The 15,280-nt window shown below is 36.6% G+C and carries 25 protein-coding genes; 18 read left to right on the forward strand and 7 right to left on the reverse strand.

Annotated elements, in window-relative coordinates:
• Positions 1–112: 112 nt before the first annotated feature.
• From H6F45_RS07625 to H6F45_RS26455, 9 genes are all read left to right on the forward strand, one after another.
• Positions 113–382 carry a DUF1049 domain-containing protein gene (locus H6F45_RS07625; RefSeq protein WP_096571001.1) on the forward strand — a complete coding sequence of 90 codons (270 nt, stop codon included), beginning with the start codon at positions 113–115 and terminating at the stop codon, positions 380–382.
• 74 nt (positions 383–456) lie between these two features.
• A complete protein-coding gene (locus H6F45_RS07630; protein ID WP_190346886.1) occupies positions 457–744 on the forward strand; it encodes a BrnT family toxin in 288 nt (95 codons plus the stop codon).
• Complete coding sequence (locus tag H6F45_RS07635; RefSeq protein ID WP_199291020.1) at positions 713–985, forward strand: hypothetical protein; 273 nt, start codon at positions 713–715, stop codon at positions 983–985. Before H6F45_RS07630 ends, H6F45_RS07635 begins: the two co-directional genes overlap by 32 nt.
• A gap of 220 nt (positions 986–1,205) precedes the next feature.
• The gene (locus H6F45_RS07640) at positions 1,206–1,904 is read left to right on the forward strand and encodes a Uma2 family endonuclease (RefSeq protein WP_190346887.1); all 699 of its coding nucleotides are present in this window, start codon (positions 1,206–1,208) and stop codon (positions 1,902–1,904) included.
• A gap of 168 nt (positions 1,905–2,072) precedes the next feature.
• Positions 2,073–4,049, forward strand: coding sequence for a DUF262 domain-containing protein (locus tag H6F45_RS07645; RefSeq protein ID WP_190346888.1), 1,977 nt, complete (start codon positions 2,073–2,075; stop codon positions 4,047–4,049).
• A 164-nt stretch (positions 4,050–4,213) separates the two neighbouring features.
• On the forward strand, positions 4,214–4,432 hold the full coding sequence (locus H6F45_RS07650; protein ID WP_096570991.1) for a hypothetical protein: 219 nt from the start codon (positions 4,214–4,216) through the stop codon (positions 4,430–4,432).
• Complete coding sequence (locus H6F45_RS07655) at positions 4,429–4,632, forward strand: hypothetical protein (RefSeq protein ID WP_190346889.1); 204 nt, start codon at positions 4,429–4,431, stop codon at positions 4,630–4,632. Before H6F45_RS07650 ends, H6F45_RS07655 begins: the two co-directional genes overlap by 4 nt.
• 181 nt (positions 4,633–4,813) lie before the next feature.
• Entirely contained in the window at positions 4,814–5,038 is a 225-nt protein-coding gene (locus H6F45_RS07660) for a DUF433 domain-containing protein (RefSeq protein ID WP_096570989.1), read from the forward strand.
• Entirely contained in the window at positions 5,035–5,253 is a 219-nt protein-coding gene (locus H6F45_RS26455; RefSeq protein WP_347237719.1) for a DUF5615 family PIN-like protein, read from the forward strand. The genes H6F45_RS07660 and H6F45_RS26455 overlap by 4 nt, the downstream gene beginning before the upstream one ends.
• Before the next feature lie 166 nt (positions 5,254–5,419).
• Here the strand turns inward: H6F45_RS26455 and H6F45_RS07670 are convergent, their stop codons facing one another.
• Positions 5,420–5,671 carry a hypothetical protein gene (locus H6F45_RS07670; protein WP_187041448.1) on the reverse strand — a complete coding sequence of 84 codons (252 nt, stop codon included), beginning with the start codon at positions 5,669–5,671 and terminating at the stop codon, positions 5,420–5,422.
• Positions 5,672–5,852: 181 nt separating this feature from the next.
• Between H6F45_RS07670 and H6F45_RS07675 the strand changes: the two genes are divergently transcribed.
• Complete coding sequence (locus H6F45_RS07675) at positions 5,853–6,071, forward strand: hypothetical protein (RefSeq protein ID WP_187041447.1); 219 nt, start codon at positions 5,853–5,855, stop codon at positions 6,069–6,071.
• A 15-nt stretch (positions 6,072–6,086) separates the two neighbouring features.
• Positions 6,087–6,518, forward strand: a complete 432-nt coding sequence (locus H6F45_RS07680) for a DUF29 domain-containing protein (protein WP_187041446.1) — start codon at positions 6,087–6,089, stop codon at positions 6,516–6,518.
• Positions 6,519–6,575: 57 nt separating this feature from the next.
• On the opposite strand, the gene ndhD1 is transcribed toward H6F45_RS07680, so the two are convergent.
• From ndhD1 to ndhC, 5 genes are all read right to left on the reverse strand, one after another.
• Entirely contained in the window at positions 6,576–8,150 is a 1,575-nt protein-coding gene (gene ndhD1 / locus H6F45_RS07685; RefSeq protein WP_096570979.1) for a photosynthetic/respiratory NAD(P)H-quinone oxidoreductase subunit D1, read from the reverse strand.
• A gap of 731 nt (positions 8,151–8,881) precedes the next feature.
• On the reverse strand, positions 8,882–9,217 hold the full coding sequence (locus H6F45_RS07690) for a hypothetical protein (protein WP_190346890.1): 336 nt from the start codon (positions 9,215–9,217) through the stop codon (positions 8,882–8,884).
• Between the two features lie 311 nt (positions 9,218–9,528).
• A complete protein-coding gene (locus H6F45_RS07695) occupies positions 9,529–10,041 on the reverse strand; it encodes an NAD(P)H-quinone oxidoreductase subunit J (protein ID WP_096570977.1) in 513 nt (170 codons plus the stop codon).
• The gene (gene ndhK / locus H6F45_RS07700) at positions 10,034–10,768 is read right to left on the reverse strand and encodes a photosynthetic/respiratory NAD(P)H-quinone oxidoreductase subunit K (protein WP_137668669.1); all 735 of its coding nucleotides are present in this window, start codon (positions 10,766–10,768) and stop codon (positions 10,034–10,036) included. Before ndhK ends, H6F45_RS07695 begins: the two co-directional genes overlap by 8 nt.
• A complete protein-coding gene (gene ndhC, locus H6F45_RS07705) occupies positions 10,759–11,121 on the reverse strand; it encodes a photosynthetic/respiratory NAD(P)H-quinone oxidoreductase subunit C (RefSeq protein ID WP_096570973.1) in 363 nt (120 codons plus the stop codon). Before ndhC ends, ndhK begins: the two co-directional genes overlap by 10 nt.
• A gap of 201 nt (positions 11,122–11,322) precedes the next feature.
• On the opposite strand from ndhC, the gene H6F45_RS07710 reads away from it, so the two are divergent.
• The 6 genes from H6F45_RS07710 to H6F45_RS07735 all read left to right on the forward strand — a co-directional run bounded on the left by H6F45_RS07710 (position 11,323) and on the right by H6F45_RS07735 (position 13,726).
• Positions 11,323–11,667, forward strand: coding sequence for a rubredoxin (locus H6F45_RS07710; protein ID WP_096570971.1), 345 nt, complete (start codon positions 11,323–11,325; stop codon positions 11,665–11,667).
• A gap of 234 nt (positions 11,668–11,901) precedes the next feature.
• The gene (locus H6F45_RS07715; RefSeq protein ID WP_137668670.1) at positions 11,902–12,927 is read left to right on the forward strand and encodes a photosynthesis system II assembly factor Ycf48; all 1,026 of its coding nucleotides are present in this window, start codon (positions 11,902–11,904) and stop codon (positions 12,925–12,927) included.
• Between the two features lie 96 nt (positions 12,928–13,023).
• Complete coding sequence (gene psbE, locus H6F45_RS07720; RefSeq protein WP_096570967.1) at positions 13,024–13,272, forward strand: cytochrome b559 subunit alpha; 249 nt, start codon at positions 13,024–13,026, stop codon at positions 13,270–13,272.
• Positions 13,273–13,281: 9 nt separating this feature from the next.
• Positions 13,282–13,419, forward strand: coding sequence for a cytochrome b559 subunit beta (gene psbF / locus H6F45_RS07725; protein WP_096570965.1), 138 nt, complete (start codon positions 13,282–13,284; stop codon positions 13,417–13,419).
• Between the two features lie 9 nt (positions 13,420–13,428).
• Positions 13,429–13,548, forward strand: a complete 120-nt coding sequence (locus H6F45_RS07730; RefSeq protein WP_197704893.1) for a photosystem II reaction center protein L — start codon at positions 13,429–13,431, stop codon at positions 13,546–13,548.
• Between the two features lie 58 nt (positions 13,549–13,606).
• Positions 13,607–13,726 carry a photosystem II reaction center protein J gene (locus H6F45_RS07735; RefSeq protein ID WP_013190555.1) on the forward strand — a complete coding sequence of 40 codons (120 nt, stop codon included), beginning with the start codon at positions 13,607–13,609 and terminating at the stop codon, positions 13,724–13,726.
• A gap of 37 nt (positions 13,727–13,763) precedes the next feature.
• Here H6F45_RS07735 and H6F45_RS07740 read toward each other — a convergent pair whose 3' ends face one another.
• Positions 13,764–13,934, reverse strand: a complete 171-nt coding sequence (locus H6F45_RS07740; protein WP_190346891.1) for a hypothetical protein — start codon at positions 13,932–13,934, stop codon at positions 13,764–13,766.
• Between the two features lie 69 nt (positions 13,935–14,003).
• Here H6F45_RS07740 and H6F45_RS07745 point away from each other — a divergent pair, with 69 nt between their 5' ends.
• Entirely contained in the window at positions 14,004–15,182 is a 1,179-nt protein-coding gene (locus H6F45_RS07745) for an MFS transporter (RefSeq protein WP_096570963.1), read from the forward strand.
• The last annotated feature ends 98 nt before the right edge of the window (positions 15,183–15,280 follow it).

Raw genomic sequence — 15,280 nt, forward strand, 5'->3', positions numbered from 1 at the left:
ATTTTAGATTTTAGATTTTAGATTTTAGATTGGATTTGACAAAAACAATCCAAAATCCAAAATCCAAAATCCAAAATTAATAACTCCTGACTCCTTTTTTATATATAAAATTATGAAAATGTTTGTGAATTTATTTATTTCTATAGTTATAGCTGGTTGGGTGTTGGCGATCGCACTAATTTCTGTGCAGAATGCCACACTTGTATCTTTAAAGTTTTTGGTTTTTCAATCAATACAAATTCCTTTTGGTTTGATGTTGGCTTTTTGGGTAGCGGTGGGTTTGGTTGGTGGGGTGGTTTTGCAGTCTCTTTGGGGTTTGGGTGAGTTGAAGTCTGGGGTTGATGAGGAGGCGGAATTTTTTATTGATGATGAGGATTTTTAGGGTTTTTCTCACGCAAAGACGCAAAGGCGCAAAGAGGAAGAGAGAGTTAGCAATTGGTGTGGTAGATTGAGTTTATGAAGTTTGAATGGGATGAGCATAAAAACCAAAGTAATATCACAAAGCATGGTTTTGATTTTGCTGATGCTTACCGAATTTTTAATTTACCGATGCTTGTCTATATTGATGAACGACAAGATTATGGTGAAGAAAGATATATTGGTATTGGACTACTTGATGGTAGGGTTATAGTTGTTGTCTACACTGAACCTGATGTGAATATAGTTAGGATTATTTCATTAAGAAAGGCAATTTCTCATGAACGAAAACGCTATGAACAATACATCAAAAACAGATTGGGCTAGAATTGATGCGATGAGTGATGAGGAAATTGATACTTCTGATATTCCTCCTTTGTCGGATGAGTTTTTTGAGAAAGCACAGTTGCGAATGCCTCAATCACCTGTAAAAATTATGATTGAAGTTGATCCTGAAACTTTGGCTTGGTTTCAAGCACAGGGAGATAATGCTAAACAACAAATGGCGGTTGCTTTAAAGATTTATGCTGAAGCAAATAAGGCTTTTTCTGTGTCTGAGGTTAAGTAAGTTTGATGGATTTTTTTATTGATGATGAGAATTTTTAGTAGTTTTCTCACGCAAAGACGCAAAGACGCAAAGAGGAAGAACAAAGTTTTTTTATGAGTCGGTTTTAACCGACTTTTGCTTTTAGACAGGGAATTTATTCCCTGGCTCTTATTAAAAATTACGGTATCTATTATTTAGTGCTAAGATATTGGTAAAGTAAACAACTAACTAATTTAAAGTTATGGTTACTCAACCTCTACCCTTAAATACATCAGAGGTAATCTACCCAGACAGTGATGGACAACCAATGGCTAATAATACAGAACAGTTTCGTTGGATATTAGTTATTCAACAAAATTTAGATTGGTTATTTGCAGATAACCCTGATGTTTTTGTGGCTGGTGATTTATTTTGGTATCCCATTGAAGGGAAAAATTATATAGTCAATGCACCTGATGTTATGGTTGTATTTGGACGACCAAAAGGTAAACGCGGTTCTTATTTACAATGGCAAGAAAATAATATTGCGCCCCAGGTAGTTTTTGAAATTCTTTCTCCTAGTAATTCTCAAACCGAAATGGAGAGGAAATTGATATTTTATGAAAGATATGGAGTAGAAGAATATTATATTTATAATCCTCAAAATAATCAGTTGAGAGGATGGTTAAGAACGGAAGATGGTTTAGATGTCATTTCAGAAATGGAAAATTGGGTTAGTCCCAGATTAGGAATTAAGTTTGATTTATCAGGGGAAGAATTACAAATTTATCGTCCTGATGGGAATAAGTTTTCTTCATATCTGGAAATTTCTCAACTTTTGGAACAGGAAAAACAACGTGCTGAACAAGCAGAAACAGCTTTAGCAGCAGAAAGGAGAAAAACGCAACTTTTAGCTGAAAAGTTAAGGGCTTTAGGTGTGAATCCTGATGAAATAGAGTGATAATAAAAAATAAATATAGTCGGTTAAAACCGACTTTTGTTTTTAGACAGGGAATTTAATTTATTCCCTGGCAGAAATGTTTAATTTTGTTACGCTATCTTGTGCTATTTATAGAGGATTATTTTATACTAAGAGGATAAATGTTGAGTAAGTTAGGTTACATTAACCATGCAAGCATCAGAAACCAAGCTACAAGAGATCATTGAAGGTAATAAACAGTATGTTGTCCCGTTGTTTCAGAGAGCTTATAGCTGGAAAAAATTTCAGTGGGAAGCTTTATGGAATGATATTTTAGAACTATATCGTAGTGATAATCGTCGTCCTCATTTTATGGGTTCTATCGTCACTATGCCAACTTCTACTATACCTGAAGGCGTAAGTAAATATTCATTAATTGATGGACAACAACGTTTAACTACTATTTTTATCTTATTGTGTGCTTTGCGAGATAAAGCTAAAAATATTGATGATGAGTTATCCGCAGAAATTCATAATACTATTATTGTTAATCCATATAAAAAAGGCTTAGATTATTATAAACTTCAACCCACACAGGTAGATAGAAAATCTTTTCATAGTTTAATTAATGGACAAGATCATGTAAATCATTCTGGTATTACGGAATGTTATGTATTTTTTGATAAGAAGATTAGACAAAGTAATTTAGATTTTTCTGATCTCAAAAAAGTAATTTGTAGTTATTTATCTGTCGTTAGTGTTGTTTTAAGTACAGAAGATAATCCTTATTTAGTCTTTGAAAGTCTCAATGCCAAAGGTGAACCTTTAACACAAGCTGATTTAATTCGTAATTATTTCTTCTTGAGAATTAATACGGAAAATCAAGACAATGCCTATAATAAATATTGGCTACCAATGCAAGAAACTCTAAATGATAATTTAACAGAGTTTATCAGGCATTATTTAACAAAAGATGGTGTAGAAATTAAGAAAGATGAAGTTTATTTTGAGATTAAAGATAGAATGAGTACGAGTGATGCTCTGTCTTATTTAAAAAATTTATATGAATTTTCAGAATATTATGCAAAACTTTTAGATCCAGTCAAGGAAAATAATTTAAAAATTCGTCGGTTGCTAGAAAAAATCAACCGTTTAGAAGTAGCTACTGTTTATCCTTTTTTACTTAATTGTTATCATGATTATGATGAAAATAAACTTTCAGAATTAGAATTTATTGATGTTTTGCAGATTTTAGAAAATTTCATTATTCGCCGATTTGTTTGTAATGTGCAAACAAGGGGATTAAATAGAATCTTTTCCGTGCTATATTCTCAAGTGAGCAAAGAAAGTAATTTAGCTCATGCTAATTTTGTGGAAAGATTAAAACTAGATTTACAAAATCGTGATTATCCCAAAGATACAGAATTTCAGAAAAGTTTATTGGATGTTAAATTATACGGTGCTGGGCGCTCTAAAAAAGGTAGATTAATTTTAGAATCTATTGAAGAATCTTTTAATCATAAAGAACAGGTCATTTTAGATGGTCTGGAGATTGAACATATTATGCCACAAACTATAAATAAATGGTGGCAAGAACATTTAGGAGAAGATTGGGGAATAACTCATGATTTACTACTTCATTCTTTGGGTAATCTAACTATTACCGCTTACAATGGTGAATTATATAATTTGGAATTTGCCGATAAAAAAGAAATATTGATTAATAGTCATTTAGAAATCAATAAATACTTTGAAAATAAAGAAAATTGGAAAAGAGAGGATATAGAAAAAAGAAGTTTAGATTTAGCTGAGATAGTTTTACAAATTTGGCCTTACTTTGGTAATGAAAATCTTATCATTCCATCCAAAAGTAAATTAACTGGTACAACTCCCAAACAACTAAAAATTTTTGGTAAAGAATATCCTGTTAAAAGTTGGCGTGATGTTTTAGAAACAACGTTAAATGTGATAGCTGATTTAGAAGCTGATAAATTTGAATATATTATTGAGCAATTTCCGCGTTTTATTAGTAAAGATGAAAAAGATTTTCGAGATACAAGAAAATTAGATAATGGGGTGTTTGTCAATGTGAACTTATCAGCTAGAGATATTAATACTTTTTGTATTAAAGCTATCGAAACGGCGGAAATTTCTACGGAAGAATGGCAAGTAGAAACTACTAATTAATTTATGTTATGTATCATTTTCGCCAACTCTTCCTTTCCTTCTTTACGTCTTTGCATGAGATAAAAAAAGAGCGATCTGCTTGCAGCAGCGCTTCGCTATCGCACCGACAACCTTTAACCAAGGTACAATAATTAACAACACTTATTGACACCAGCTTACTAGCTATGACTCAACTACTAGAAAAAGCCATTGCACAAATAAAACAACTTCCTGAAACCGAACAAGATAGAATTGCCTTACTCATCCTTGAAGAAATAGAAGACGAAAGCCGATGGGATCAAGCATTTGCAAAATCTCATGATGTACTTGCTCAACTTGCAGCAGTAGCATTAGCAGAAGATCAAGCAGGTAAAACTTTAGAATTAGATCCAGAAAACCTGTGAAGTCGAAAACAACTATTCAATTTCGCAACTTATACGCTGATCTTCCACCACAGGTTAGACAACAAGCACGTACAGCTTATAAACAATTTAGAGAAGATCCTTGGCATCCTAGCCTACGTTTCAAGTCAGTGCATCCCAACTTACCTATTTATTCTGCTCGTGTGAGTAAAAATTATCGTGCTGTAGGTGTACGAAACTAAAGCGGTATCATCTGGTTTTGGATTGGTACTCATGCAGATTATGACAAGCTATTATCTCAGTTATAATTCCCGTAAAAACCCTTATTTTCCTTCTTTGCGCCTTTGCGTCTTTGCGTGAGATAAAAAAGAGCGATCGCCTCTAACGCTAAAATAGAAAACAAAACCTACCCCTTTAAACAATATGCAGTATCAAAATATAATTACCATTGAACCAGGAAAACGAGGAGGTAAACCTTGTATTCGGGGGATGAGAATTACAGTATATGACGTTCTATCATACCTTGCATCTGGCATGACTTATGAGGAAATACTGCATGATTTTCCTTATTTAACACAAGAAGATATTTTAGCTTGTCTTAGCTATGCAGCAGATAGAGAAAGACAAATGTTGATGGTGCAAGCATAAAGTTATTATTTGATCATAATCTATCACCCCGGTTAGTAGATAAACTCGCTGCTATTTACCCCAACTCTCAGCACGTTTTTCTCTTAGGTTTAGATCAAGCGGATGATAGAATTCTGTGGGAATTTGCAAAACAAAATAAATTTATAATTGTTACCAGAGATGCAGATTTTAATGAATTAAGTATACTGCGTGGATATCCACCTAAAGTAATTTAGGTGAGACGTGGTAATTGTTCAACAAATCAAATAGAGGAAATTTTGCAATTACATTTAGAGGATATCCAAGCCTTTGCAGAAAATTCAGATTTAGGAGTTTTGACACTTTATTAAATTAAGTTAATATGATTTTGCGTGAGATAAAAAAGAGCGATATATTATGTAACTACCTACATTTTACACAAAGACCAGATTCCAGATCATTAGTTTTTGCCAAACAACAATAACATATCTGAAAATAATCTGTATGTCCTTCTAAAATTTCCCCCGAATTACAATCATCTTCATAACGAGCTAAGTTGACAATTTCTTCAATCAGATTTTGCTTCTTTTCTTGATCCAAATGATCAAAACAATGCTCACGTCTCAAGATTGTAATCACTTCATTTAACATATAGCTACCGCTATGATTTGACATACAATTTACTCCTATTGAAAAATTGAGAATATAACATTTATTATATTATAGTACAAAAGTACTTGTAAATAGTGTAAACAATTTTTATAAATGTAAATTTCGATACTATATATACAGCACCCAACAACTTTTAACTAAAGTACAATAATTAACAACACCTAATTACACCAGCTTACTAGCTATGACTCAATTACTAGAAAAAGCCATTGCACAAATAAAACAACTTCCTGAAACCGAACAAGATAGAATTGCTTTACTCATCCTCGAAGAAATAGAAAATGAAACTCGTTGGGATCAAGCATTTGCAAAATCTCATGATGTACTTGCCAAACTTGCAGCAGCAGCATTAGCAGAAGATCAAGCAGGTAAAACATTAGAATTAGATTCCAAAAACCTTTAATGAGGTAAACTAAAAATGACTGTAACTTATCAAACCGACTTCAATATGTGGCTGGAAGAAACCGCAAAACTATTATTAGAAAATCGCTGGCAAGAAATAGATAAAGAACATTTAATTGAGGAGATTTCCGACTTGGGTAAAAGTGAAAAAAGAGCTATTTCTAGTCAACTGATTCGCCTACTTTTACACCTACTTAAATGGCAATATCAACCTCAACGACGTTCCGATAGTTGGTTAGATTCTATCACAGATGCACGCACTCAAATTGAATTAGCGATAAAAGATAGTCCTAGTCTCAAAAATTATCCTCAAGAACAATTAATAGAAAGCTATGAAAAAGCACGTCGTCAAGCAGCTAAACAAACAGGATTAATCATTTCCACATTTCCCGAAGAATGTCTTTATGAATTAGAATTAGTTTTAGATGAAGACTGGCTACCAGAATAGAAAGCTAAAAAAAGGGCAGGTATCAAACCCACCCTAATTATCATTTGTAACTAACAACTATTCACCAATCACAGGCGCACTTAAAGAAACCTGTTCCACCGCTTTCTTAGCAGCTAAAGTTGGAACAGAATCCCGTAATCTTGCCGTCAATTGTACAGTAGTAGAATCGTACATTTGAGTTAGCAGTTTGGGATAAAAACCAATCCCAATAATAGGAACTAACAAACAAGCAATGATAAACACTTCACGAGGTTCAGCATCAATTAAAGCTTGGTGAGAAACTAACTCTTCGTTTTCTTGTCCGTAGAAAATTTCTCGCAACATTGACAGCAAATAAATTGGGGTTAAAATCACACCAATTGCCATCAAGAAAATAACGATGACTTTAAATGTAGGGTTATAAGCATCGCTAGTGGCAAAACCCACAAACACCATTAATTCTGCTACAAAACCACTCATTCCTGGCAATGCTAAAGAAGCCATTGAACAAGTAGTAAACATCGCAAAAATCTTCTTCATCCGCTTACCAACACCACCCATTTCATCTAACATCAGGGTGTGTGTCCGGTCATAAGTTGCACCAACCAAGAAAAATAAACTTGCACCTATTAACCCGTGAGAAACCATTTGTAAAACTGCACCACTTAAACCTAAATCGGTAAAAGAGGCTATCCCAATAGTAACAAAGCCCATGTGAGATATTGAAGAGTAGGCAATTTTCCGCTTCAGGTTACGTTGGGCAAAAGACGTTAAAGCCGCATAGATAATATTGACTACCCCCAAAATTACCAACACCGGGGCAAAATAAGCATGGGCATCAGGCAACATTTGGGCATTCATGCGAATTAAGGCATAACCGCCCATTTTCAGCAGAATACCTGCTAATAGCATATGCACAGGTGCGGTAGCTTCCCCGTGGGCATCTGGTAGCCAAGTGTGCAGAGGGATGATAGGTAACTTAACAGCGTAAGCAATTAAGAAACCAGCGTATAGTAAAAGTTGTAAATTGAGGGCGTAGTCTTTGAGGGCGAGTGACTGCATATCAAAGGTGACATTATCACCATAAAACGCCATCGTCAAAGAACCGAGAAGAATAAACAGCGAACCGCCGGCGGTGTAGAGAATAAACTTCGTCGCTGCATAATGGCGTTTTTTACCACCCCAAATAGCCAGCAGTAGGTAAACCGGAATTAACTCCAATTCCCACACCAGGAAGAATAACAGCATATCCTGGACTGCAAACACGGCAATTTGGCCACCGTACATGGCTAAAAGTAAAAAGTAAAATAGCCTGGGTTTGAAGGTAACAGGCCATGCTGCCAAAGCCGCTAAAGTGGTAATAAAACCCGTCAAAATAATCAGAGGCATGGATAAACCATCAGCCCCCACGGACCACTTCAAATCTATTTGTGGTAGCCAAGAATAACTTTCTACCAATTGTAAGTCAGGGTTAGAGAAATCATAACCCAAGTAGAAAGCGGCAATGATGAGGGCAAAATCAATCAAACCGACAATTAAGGCATACCAACGGATGGTTTTACCTTCCTTATCGGGGATGATAGGAATGAGCAGTGACGCGGCTATTGGTAAAAGAATAATCGTCGTCAACCACGGGAAATTAGTTATATTCATCACAATTTGTCTAGGATTAAAATCATCTTTGGCAAAAAGTCCTAGTTATTAATTAACAGCTTTTTACCAAATTTCCCTTTATTGTTAGGTTGATTTAATTAAATTGGCAATTTCTCATGCTACCAGATGCCCCGGTAGAGGATATTTACCGGCTGGGTTGTATCTGGTAGGTAAATTGCCCGCCAATTGGCTCTGATTGAGCTATGATGGCATCTGTTTTACATTAAATGGCAATTTTCTCAAAAAGTCCAAATTCTTTACAATTCTCAAATTTATCAATGGGTATTGACAAGATGAGAGGATTTACAAAATTTTATTTTTATTTTTATTGCAATTTTTATTTTTTTAAGTTTATCTGTGTTAATAATCAGAGATTATTTGTCAGAATCAGGATATCCAGTATTACAGGATTTGCAGGATGTTTGATATATCAAGAATAATTGAACGCAGATGACCACAGATAAACGCAGATGATAGAAGATAAATTAATGGATTTCCTGCTTTTTTATGAACAATAAATTATGGTACAGGAGCTTGTTTAGGATGTTTCCCCGCATAATAGACAACAACCTTTAATTGTTCCTCATCAGGAACATAAAATACCCTATCACCACTTGTAACGTCATACTCCCAAGCACCTTGATAAAGTACCCTTTAAGAGGATGTTTGAAAAGTCTAACTTGGGCGATTAGAAATCACATCTACACAGACAAAACCTGCCTACGCAGGTTTCAAATCCTTAATTTTTCGTTAGTCCACGCAGGTGGACTTTGCTTGTGTAGTAGTGAATTATATTCGCCGAAAAATTTTAAGACAACTTCTAAGATACATTGTTTTAGGTCAGAGCGATGGTCACGAGAATATCCTTGTGTAATCATAATTGGATGTTCTCGATTTATTCCTAATTCTTTCTCTAGATTATTTAGGCAATTATCATATTTTCCATGTAAATGTAATGAGCTTGAGTCTAAATGGGAATATTTTGTGTCTATTCCATATTTTTTTACTACTTCTAAGGCAATGATTAAGAATAGTTTAGTTAATCCATATTTATAGAGTTTATCCATGACTCTACCTATTTTATTGAAGTGCGGAATGTGGGCTATAATTTCCTGATTTATCAGACCCAAAATGCACACTTTTTCAGGTATACCCTTCAAAATCCTTGCATCTTTTTCTTGTTTATTAGCCTCAAACCTTCAATATATCTAGCTTTTGTCTTTATTCAGCAACCCCTACCTAAGATTATTCATAGTTTCGCTAAGTCTCTGATTAACTTAAACTCCAGTTGATAGCACCTCATGATTTTTGCTAACCCCAAAAAAAAACAATACCCCTCTCCACCATTGGAAAGGGGTAAACCACAGATTAGCACTACCTAATAAGCGTCTTGCAACTCATAGAAATCAGGCGAGATGTAATCCTTACGTAAAGGCCAACCTACCCAATCTTCCGGCATCAAAATCCGCTTCAAATTAGGATGACCTTCATAGATAATCCCAAACATATCGTAGGACTCGCGCTCTTGCCAGTCAGCAGTGCGCCAAATCCAATACACTGAAGGAACAACGGGATTTTCTCTAGGCAAAAACACCTTGATCCGCACTTCTGCTGGCTTATCAGCATTATCACTCACCTTGATCAAGTGATAAACACTAACTAAATCTTGTCCTGGTCCTAAATCAATACCGCCTTGAAATTGGAGACAATTAAACCCATAAGCATACAAAGCTGTAGCGGTAGGAAGTAAAAACTCAGGTGCAACCTTAATAATTTCTACACCATTGACATCAGCTGCCAAAGATTCGTGGTCAAAACCATTTTCTGTTAACCACTGGGAAACCTGACCCGCAGGAACTATTTTAGATTCTTGAGATTCTGCATCAGCCACGCTTTTCTTCCTCCTTCTGTTTAGATGTCAACAACGCAGGTGGTACAGGCATACCAATCGCTTCTGTTAATTCCTTGGGTGGGTTGTAGCGAGTTTCTGATTGTAAATACTTACCAGTTAAAATTTCGGGAACTGGCTTCATATTGTGGGTGGTACTGTAATAGCGGTGGGTTTGTTTGATTTGACCCCGTTCTTGCATCGAATCATTAGCAATTTTCTTCCGCAATTTAATAATTGCATCAATAATCGCTTCTGGACGGGGAGGACAACCAGGTAAGTACACATCTACAGGAATCAGCTTATCAACTCCGCGTACTGCACTGGGAGAGTCAACGCTGAACATACCCCCTGTAATGGTACAAGCACCCATAGCGATTACATACTTGGGTTCGGGCATTTGTTCATAAAGACGCACCAATTGAGGAGCCATCTTCATGGTAATTGTTCCAGCAGTGATGATTAAATCGGCTTGACGGGGGCTAGAACGGGGAATTAGACCAAAACGGTCAAAGTCAAAACGAGAGCCAATTAAAGCCGCAAATTCAATAAAGCAGCAAGCTGTACCAAACAACAAAGGCCACAAACTAGAAAGCCGCGCCCAGTTGTAAAGGTCATCAACTGTCGTTAAAATCACGTTTTCTGACAGTTCTTGAGTTACCGTAGGACGCTCAATGGGGTTAATAATTCGTTCTTTGTCCTGGGTGGTTAGATTAGAATTTACGACCATTCCAATGCTCCTTTACGCCATGCGTAAACTAACGCGATTACGAGAATCGCAATAAAAATCAATGCTTCAATAAATGCCAATAGTCCTAAACGGTGGAAGGCTACCGCCCAAGGGTATAGGAAAACAGTCTCCACGTCAAAGACAACAAAGACTAAGGCAAACATATAGTAGCGAATGTTGAACTGAATCCAGGCTCCGCCAAAGGGTTCCATACCGGATTCATAGGTGGTGCGCCGTTCAGGGCTGTAGCTACTAGGTCTCAGAAGTTTGGACGCTGATAGCGCCAGGGCTGGAACTAGGCTGCAAAGGATCAAGAAGCCTAGAAGATATTCGTAACCGCTAAGGACAAACACAATAAATATCTACTGATTACTGATTATGGTGGAAATCAAGCTGTAACTTCTTTTTACATTATATCTTTCCAGGTATTTTGAAATCTGGGAAACAGACAGAGTGGAGTATTTGATTCAGTTTGAGGATTGATAGAAAAGTTTAACAATTATGTCATAATTTGTAACGTATCTTTAAGATTTCCCCTCTAGGAGAATCTAGCCATGAGTGAACAAGCTGAAGAAGCTCTTGAGACTCAGGCGTTAGACCGCTATGAGTGTCGCGCCTGCGGTTATGTATATGAACCACAGAAGGGAGACGATAAATATGATATCCCAGCGGGAACAGCGTTTGCAGAACTGCCAATCAATTGGAAGTGTCCAGTTTGCACTGCCAAGAAGGTAGCTTTTGCTAATATCGGTCCTGCGGGTACGGCATCTGGTTTCAAAGAAAACTTAGGTTATGGCTTGGGTGTAAATAAACTGACACCAGCGCAAAAGAATATCTTAATATTTGGTGCTTTAGCCCTTGGCTTCTTGTTTTTTATCAGTCTTTACGGACTACAATAATATCCCTTTTGGGGACTGGTGATTGGGGACTGGTGATTGGTGATTGGTGACTGGTGACTGGTGACTGGGGAAGAAAATTTTAGATTTTAGACCCCAGATTTTAGATTGGAGTTAACAAAAACAATCCAAAATCCAAAATAAAAAACTCCTGCCTCCTACCTCCTGACTCCTAACTCCTGACTCCTAACTCCTGACTCCTGTTCCCTTGATTCAAACAAACACTAAAAAATACTGATGCAATCAATTTTCAAAAGGTGGCAAGGTATATTTGCCGCGTTAATAGTAGTCTTAGCTTGTATAGGTTGTAGCAAAGTTCCCTCTACAACTTTTAATCCTTGGGAAGTTATCAGTGTACCAACCGAGGAAAAACTGTTTGATATTGCTTTTACTGATGACCCCAATCATGGTTATTTAGTAGGCAGTAATGCCACTCTGTTGGAAACTAAAGATGGTGGTAGAACTTGGCAACGTTTAGAACTGGCTGTGGATGAGCTAAGATCCCGTTTTGACTCGGTAAGTTTTGCCGGTCAAGAAGGTTGGATCGTGGGTGAACCTTCTTTGTTGCTGCATACCAGTGATGGTGGGAAATCTTGGTCTAGCTTACCTTTGAGTCAAAAATTACCCGGTAGTCCCATTTTGGTGACTGCACTGGGTGAAGGTACAGCCGAAATGGCCACTGATGTGGGCGCGATTTATAAAACTACCGATGGTGGTCTAAACTGGAAAGCACAGGTAGAAACTGCTGTGGGTGTGGTGCGGAACTTAGAGCGATCGCCCGATGGTAAATATATTGCTGTTTCTGCGAAAGGTAGTTTTTACTCTGTTTGGGAACCAGGAATGGCAGCTTGGGAACCCCATAACCGTAATAGTTCCCGTCGTTTAGAAAATATGGGTTTTGCTGATAACGGCCAGTTGTGGTTATTAGCAAGAGGTGGTCAAGTGCAATTTAGTGATCCAGCTAAATCAGATGAATGGTTAGATGTAGAATATCCAGAGTTATCAACTAGCTGGGGTTTATTAGATTTAGCCTATCGCACACCTGATGAAATTTGGATTGGTGGTGGTAGCGGTAACTTGCTACGCAGTACCGACGGTGGCCAAACTTGGGAAAAAGACCGTGATGTGGAAGAAGTCGCTGCTAATCTGTACAAAATTGTATTTTTTAGCCCCGATCAAGGTTTTATCATCGGTGATCACGGCGTTTTGCTCAAATATAACCCCACCAATGCAGAAACAGCCAATCAAGCTGAGGCCGCTTAGGTGATAACCTTTTCTGAGAAGAAAGTTGCAACTTGTAACTGTTTCTAAACTTTGTAGGATAATAGACTCAATAGTAGTTTTTGCGAAGGTAGTTAAATGTCAGGTACCACTGGAGAGCGTCCATTTTCGGACATTGTTACCAGTATTCGTTACTGGGTAATTCACAGCATCACCATCCCAGCTTTATTTATTGCTGGTTGGTTATTTGTCAGCACCGGTCTGGCTTACGATGTTTTTGGTACACCCCGTCCTAACGAGTATTTCACTCAAGTACGTCAAGAAGTACCCATCGTTAGCAACCGTTACGAAGCTAAGAAACAAGTAGAAACATTTATCCAAAAGTAATTTGAGATCATGGCTACCGGCAATAACGTCAATCAACCTGTTACTTATCCTATTTTTACTGTCAGATGGCTGGCGGTTCACACTTTAGGCGTACCTACTGTCTTCTTTTTAGGTGCGATCGCAGCAATGCAGTTTATTCAACGTTAGGAGCAAATCATGGAAAGAACGCCTAATCCTAATCAACAACCTGTTGAACTAAACCGTACTTCTTTGTACCTGGGACTGTTATTAATTTTCGTTCTCGGTATTTTGTTCTCCAGTTACTTCTTTAACTAACTGGAATCGTCATCATTATTAACTTTCTGTTGATTTGTTGTTAAGGGAGGAGAAAACCATGTCTGGAAGTGGGAGAATTCCCCTGTGGGTTGTGGCTACAATCGCAGGGTTGGGTGTAATTACTGTTGTAGGTATTTTCTTTTATGGAGCCTACGCTGGAATCGGTTCTTCATTGTAATGACAACCTGATACGTTTTTCTGTTTAATAAGCAACATTAAATAACCGCCTGTCTCTTGAGGATGGGCGGTTTTAAGGTGACTGGGGACTGGTGACTGGTGACTGGGCAAAAATATCTATCTCCTACCTTCTGCCTCCTGCCTTCTGCCTTCTGCCTCCTGACTCCTGACTCCTGTAAGGGCGAAGCATTCGGGCGAACAATTATCAATTTTTGTTCCAGGTTATTTTCCGAATGCTTCGCCCCTACGACTCCTGACTCCTGAATTCTTACTTATTTATGAATCGTCATTTTTGGATCACTGCTTTAATTGTCTTTGTTAATTCCCTCAGTTTGACAATTTTAATTCCTATTATTTACCTCTATGGTAAACAATTTGAACTGAGTGATTTTCACACCAGTTTATTATTTTCTATTTACTCAATATCTCAGTTTTTCGCAACTCCAGTAATTGGTAAATTATCTGATAGATTTGGACGTAAGCCTTTATTAATTATCAGTTTAGCAGGTACTGTAATTGCTAACTTTATAGCTGGCAATGCGACAGTAGCCTGGTTGCTATTTTTTGCCAGATTTTTAGATGGTATTACAGGTGGTAATGTTTCTGTTGCTCAAGCTGTGATTTCTGATATTACCAGTCCAAAAAATCGCGCCCAAGCTTTTGGTATTTATGGGGCGGCGATGGGATTAGGGTTTGTTTTAGGACCTGCTATCAGTTTGTTGGCACAGCAGATTTCTTTAGGGACTGCGTTTTTAGCTTCTGGTGCAGTGGCGTTTATCGCTTTATTAATAACAGCTTTATTTTTACCAGAAACTCTGCAAAAACAATCTCAAAAACCTAAAAACATTTTTGATTTAGGTTTAGGAAATTTAATTAAAGGTTTAGTAATGCCAGGAGTGGGCATTTTACTATTAATTAACTTTCTGATTGGTACAACTTTTACAATGTTTACTTATGCTTTTCAACCTTACTTTATTAAAGTGCTAAATCAAAATAGTCAATCATTGACTCTTTTATTTTTAACTTTTGGTACGCTAGGCGTGATTATGCAAACTTGGGGAATTTCTATACTAAAAGAAAAATTTGATGTCGTCAAAATATTATTTTTAGGTTTGTTTTTCCGCAGTTTGTCATTTTTCTTGATGCCAATTTGGGCTAATATTAATTATTTTGTCGTAGTTGGTATATTATTTTCAATCTTCAATTCTCTGGTGCAACCGATGATTAGCACATTAATTTCTCTCAATGCTAAACCAGAAGATCAGGGAACTGCATTAGGATTGAATGCTTCTTATTTAAGTATTTCTAATGGTATTGGTCCTGTAATTGCGGGAATGATTGTACAGCAATCTCAGCCGTTAACTTATGGCTATCCTTTATATTTAGCAGGAATATTCACGTTTGTAGTTTTAGCTTTTGCAATCTATAATCGTCAAAGATATACACCAATTAATTGATAATTGATAATTGATAATTGATTGATATTTTTAATTATTAATTAATTAGTTAATTAGTTAATTAATTAATTAAAAAGGTGGGTAATACCCACCATAAA

The sequence above is a fragment of the Sphaerospermopsis sp. FACHB-1194 genome, assembly GCF_014696235.1.
In the GTDB taxonomy this organism is placed as follows: domain Bacteria; phylum Cyanobacteriota; class Cyanobacteriia; order Cyanobacteriales; family Nostocaceae; genus Sphaerospermopsis; species Sphaerospermopsis kisseleviana.

What these genes read in the sequence shown, in the direction of transcription:
- H6F45_RS07625 (WP_096571001.1), top strand. Translation starts at nt 113, where the DNA reads ATGAAAATGTTTGTGAATTTATTTATTTCTATAGTTATAGCTGGTTGG.
- H6F45_RS07630 (WP_190346886.1), top strand. Translation starts at nt 457, where the DNA reads ATGAAGTTTGAATGGGATGAGCATAAAAACCAAAGTAATATCACAAAG.
- H6F45_RS07635 (WP_199291020.1), top strand. Translation starts at nt 713, where the DNA reads ATGAACAATACATCAAAAACAGATTGGGCTAGAATTGATGCGATGAGT.
- H6F45_RS07640 (WP_190346887.1), top strand. Translation starts at nt 1,206, where the DNA reads ATGGTTACTCAACCTCTACCCTTAAATACATCAGAGGTAATCTACCCA.
- H6F45_RS07645 (WP_190346888.1), top strand. Translation starts at nt 2,073, where the DNA reads ATGCAAGCATCAGAAACCAAGCTACAAGAGATCATTGAAGGTAATAAA.
- H6F45_RS07650 (WP_096570991.1), top strand. Translation starts at nt 4,214, where the DNA reads ATGACTCAACTACTAGAAAAAGCCATTGCACAAATAAAACAACTTCCT.
- H6F45_RS07660 (WP_096570989.1), top strand. Translation starts at nt 4,814, where the DNA reads ATGCAGTATCAAAATATAATTACCATTGAACCAGGAAAACGAGGAGGT.
- H6F45_RS07670 (WP_187041448.1), bottom strand. Translation starts at nt 5,671, where the DNA reads ATGTCAAATCATAGCGGTAGCTATATGTTAAATGAAGTGATTACAATC.
- H6F45_RS07675 (WP_187041447.1), top strand. Translation starts at nt 5,853, where the DNA reads ATGACTCAATTACTAGAAAAAGCCATTGCACAAATAAAACAACTTCCT.
- H6F45_RS07680 (WP_187041446.1), top strand. Translation starts at nt 6,087, where the DNA reads ATGACTGTAACTTATCAAACCGACTTCAATATGTGGCTGGAAGAAACC.
- ndhD1 (WP_096570979.1), bottom strand. Translation starts at nt 8,150, where the DNA reads ATGAATATAACTAATTTCCCGTGGTTGACGACGATTATTCTTTTACCA.
- H6F45_RS07690 (WP_190346890.1), bottom strand. Translation starts at nt 9,217, where the DNA reads ATGGATAAACTCTATAAATATGGATTAACTAAACTATTCTTAATCATT.
- ndhK (WP_137668669.1), bottom strand. Translation starts at nt 10,768, where the DNA reads ATGGTCGTAAATTCTAATCTAACCACCCAGGACAAAGAACGAATTATT.
- H6F45_RS07710 (WP_096570971.1), top strand. Translation starts at nt 11,323, where the DNA reads ATGAGTGAACAAGCTGAAGAAGCTCTTGAGACTCAGGCGTTAGACCGC.
- H6F45_RS07715 (WP_137668670.1), top strand. Translation starts at nt 11,902, where the DNA reads ATGCAATCAATTTTCAAAAGGTGGCAAGGTATATTTGCCGCGTTAATA.
- psbE (WP_096570967.1), top strand. Translation starts at nt 13,024, where the DNA reads ATGTCAGGTACCACTGGAGAGCGTCCATTTTCGGACATTGTTACCAGT.
- psbF (WP_096570965.1), top strand. Translation starts at nt 13,282, where the DNA reads ATGGCTACCGGCAATAACGTCAATCAACCTGTTACTTATCCTATTTTT.
- H6F45_RS07730 (WP_197704893.1), top strand. Translation starts at nt 13,429, where the DNA reads ATGGAAAGAACGCCTAATCCTAATCAACAACCTGTTGAACTAAACCGT.
- H6F45_RS07735 (WP_013190555.1), top strand. Translation starts at nt 13,607, where the DNA reads ATGTCTGGAAGTGGGAGAATTCCCCTGTGGGTTGTGGCTACAATCGCA.
- H6F45_RS07745 (WP_096570963.1), top strand. Translation starts at nt 14,004, where the DNA reads ATGAATCGTCATTTTTGGATCACTGCTTTAATTGTCTTTGTTAATTCC.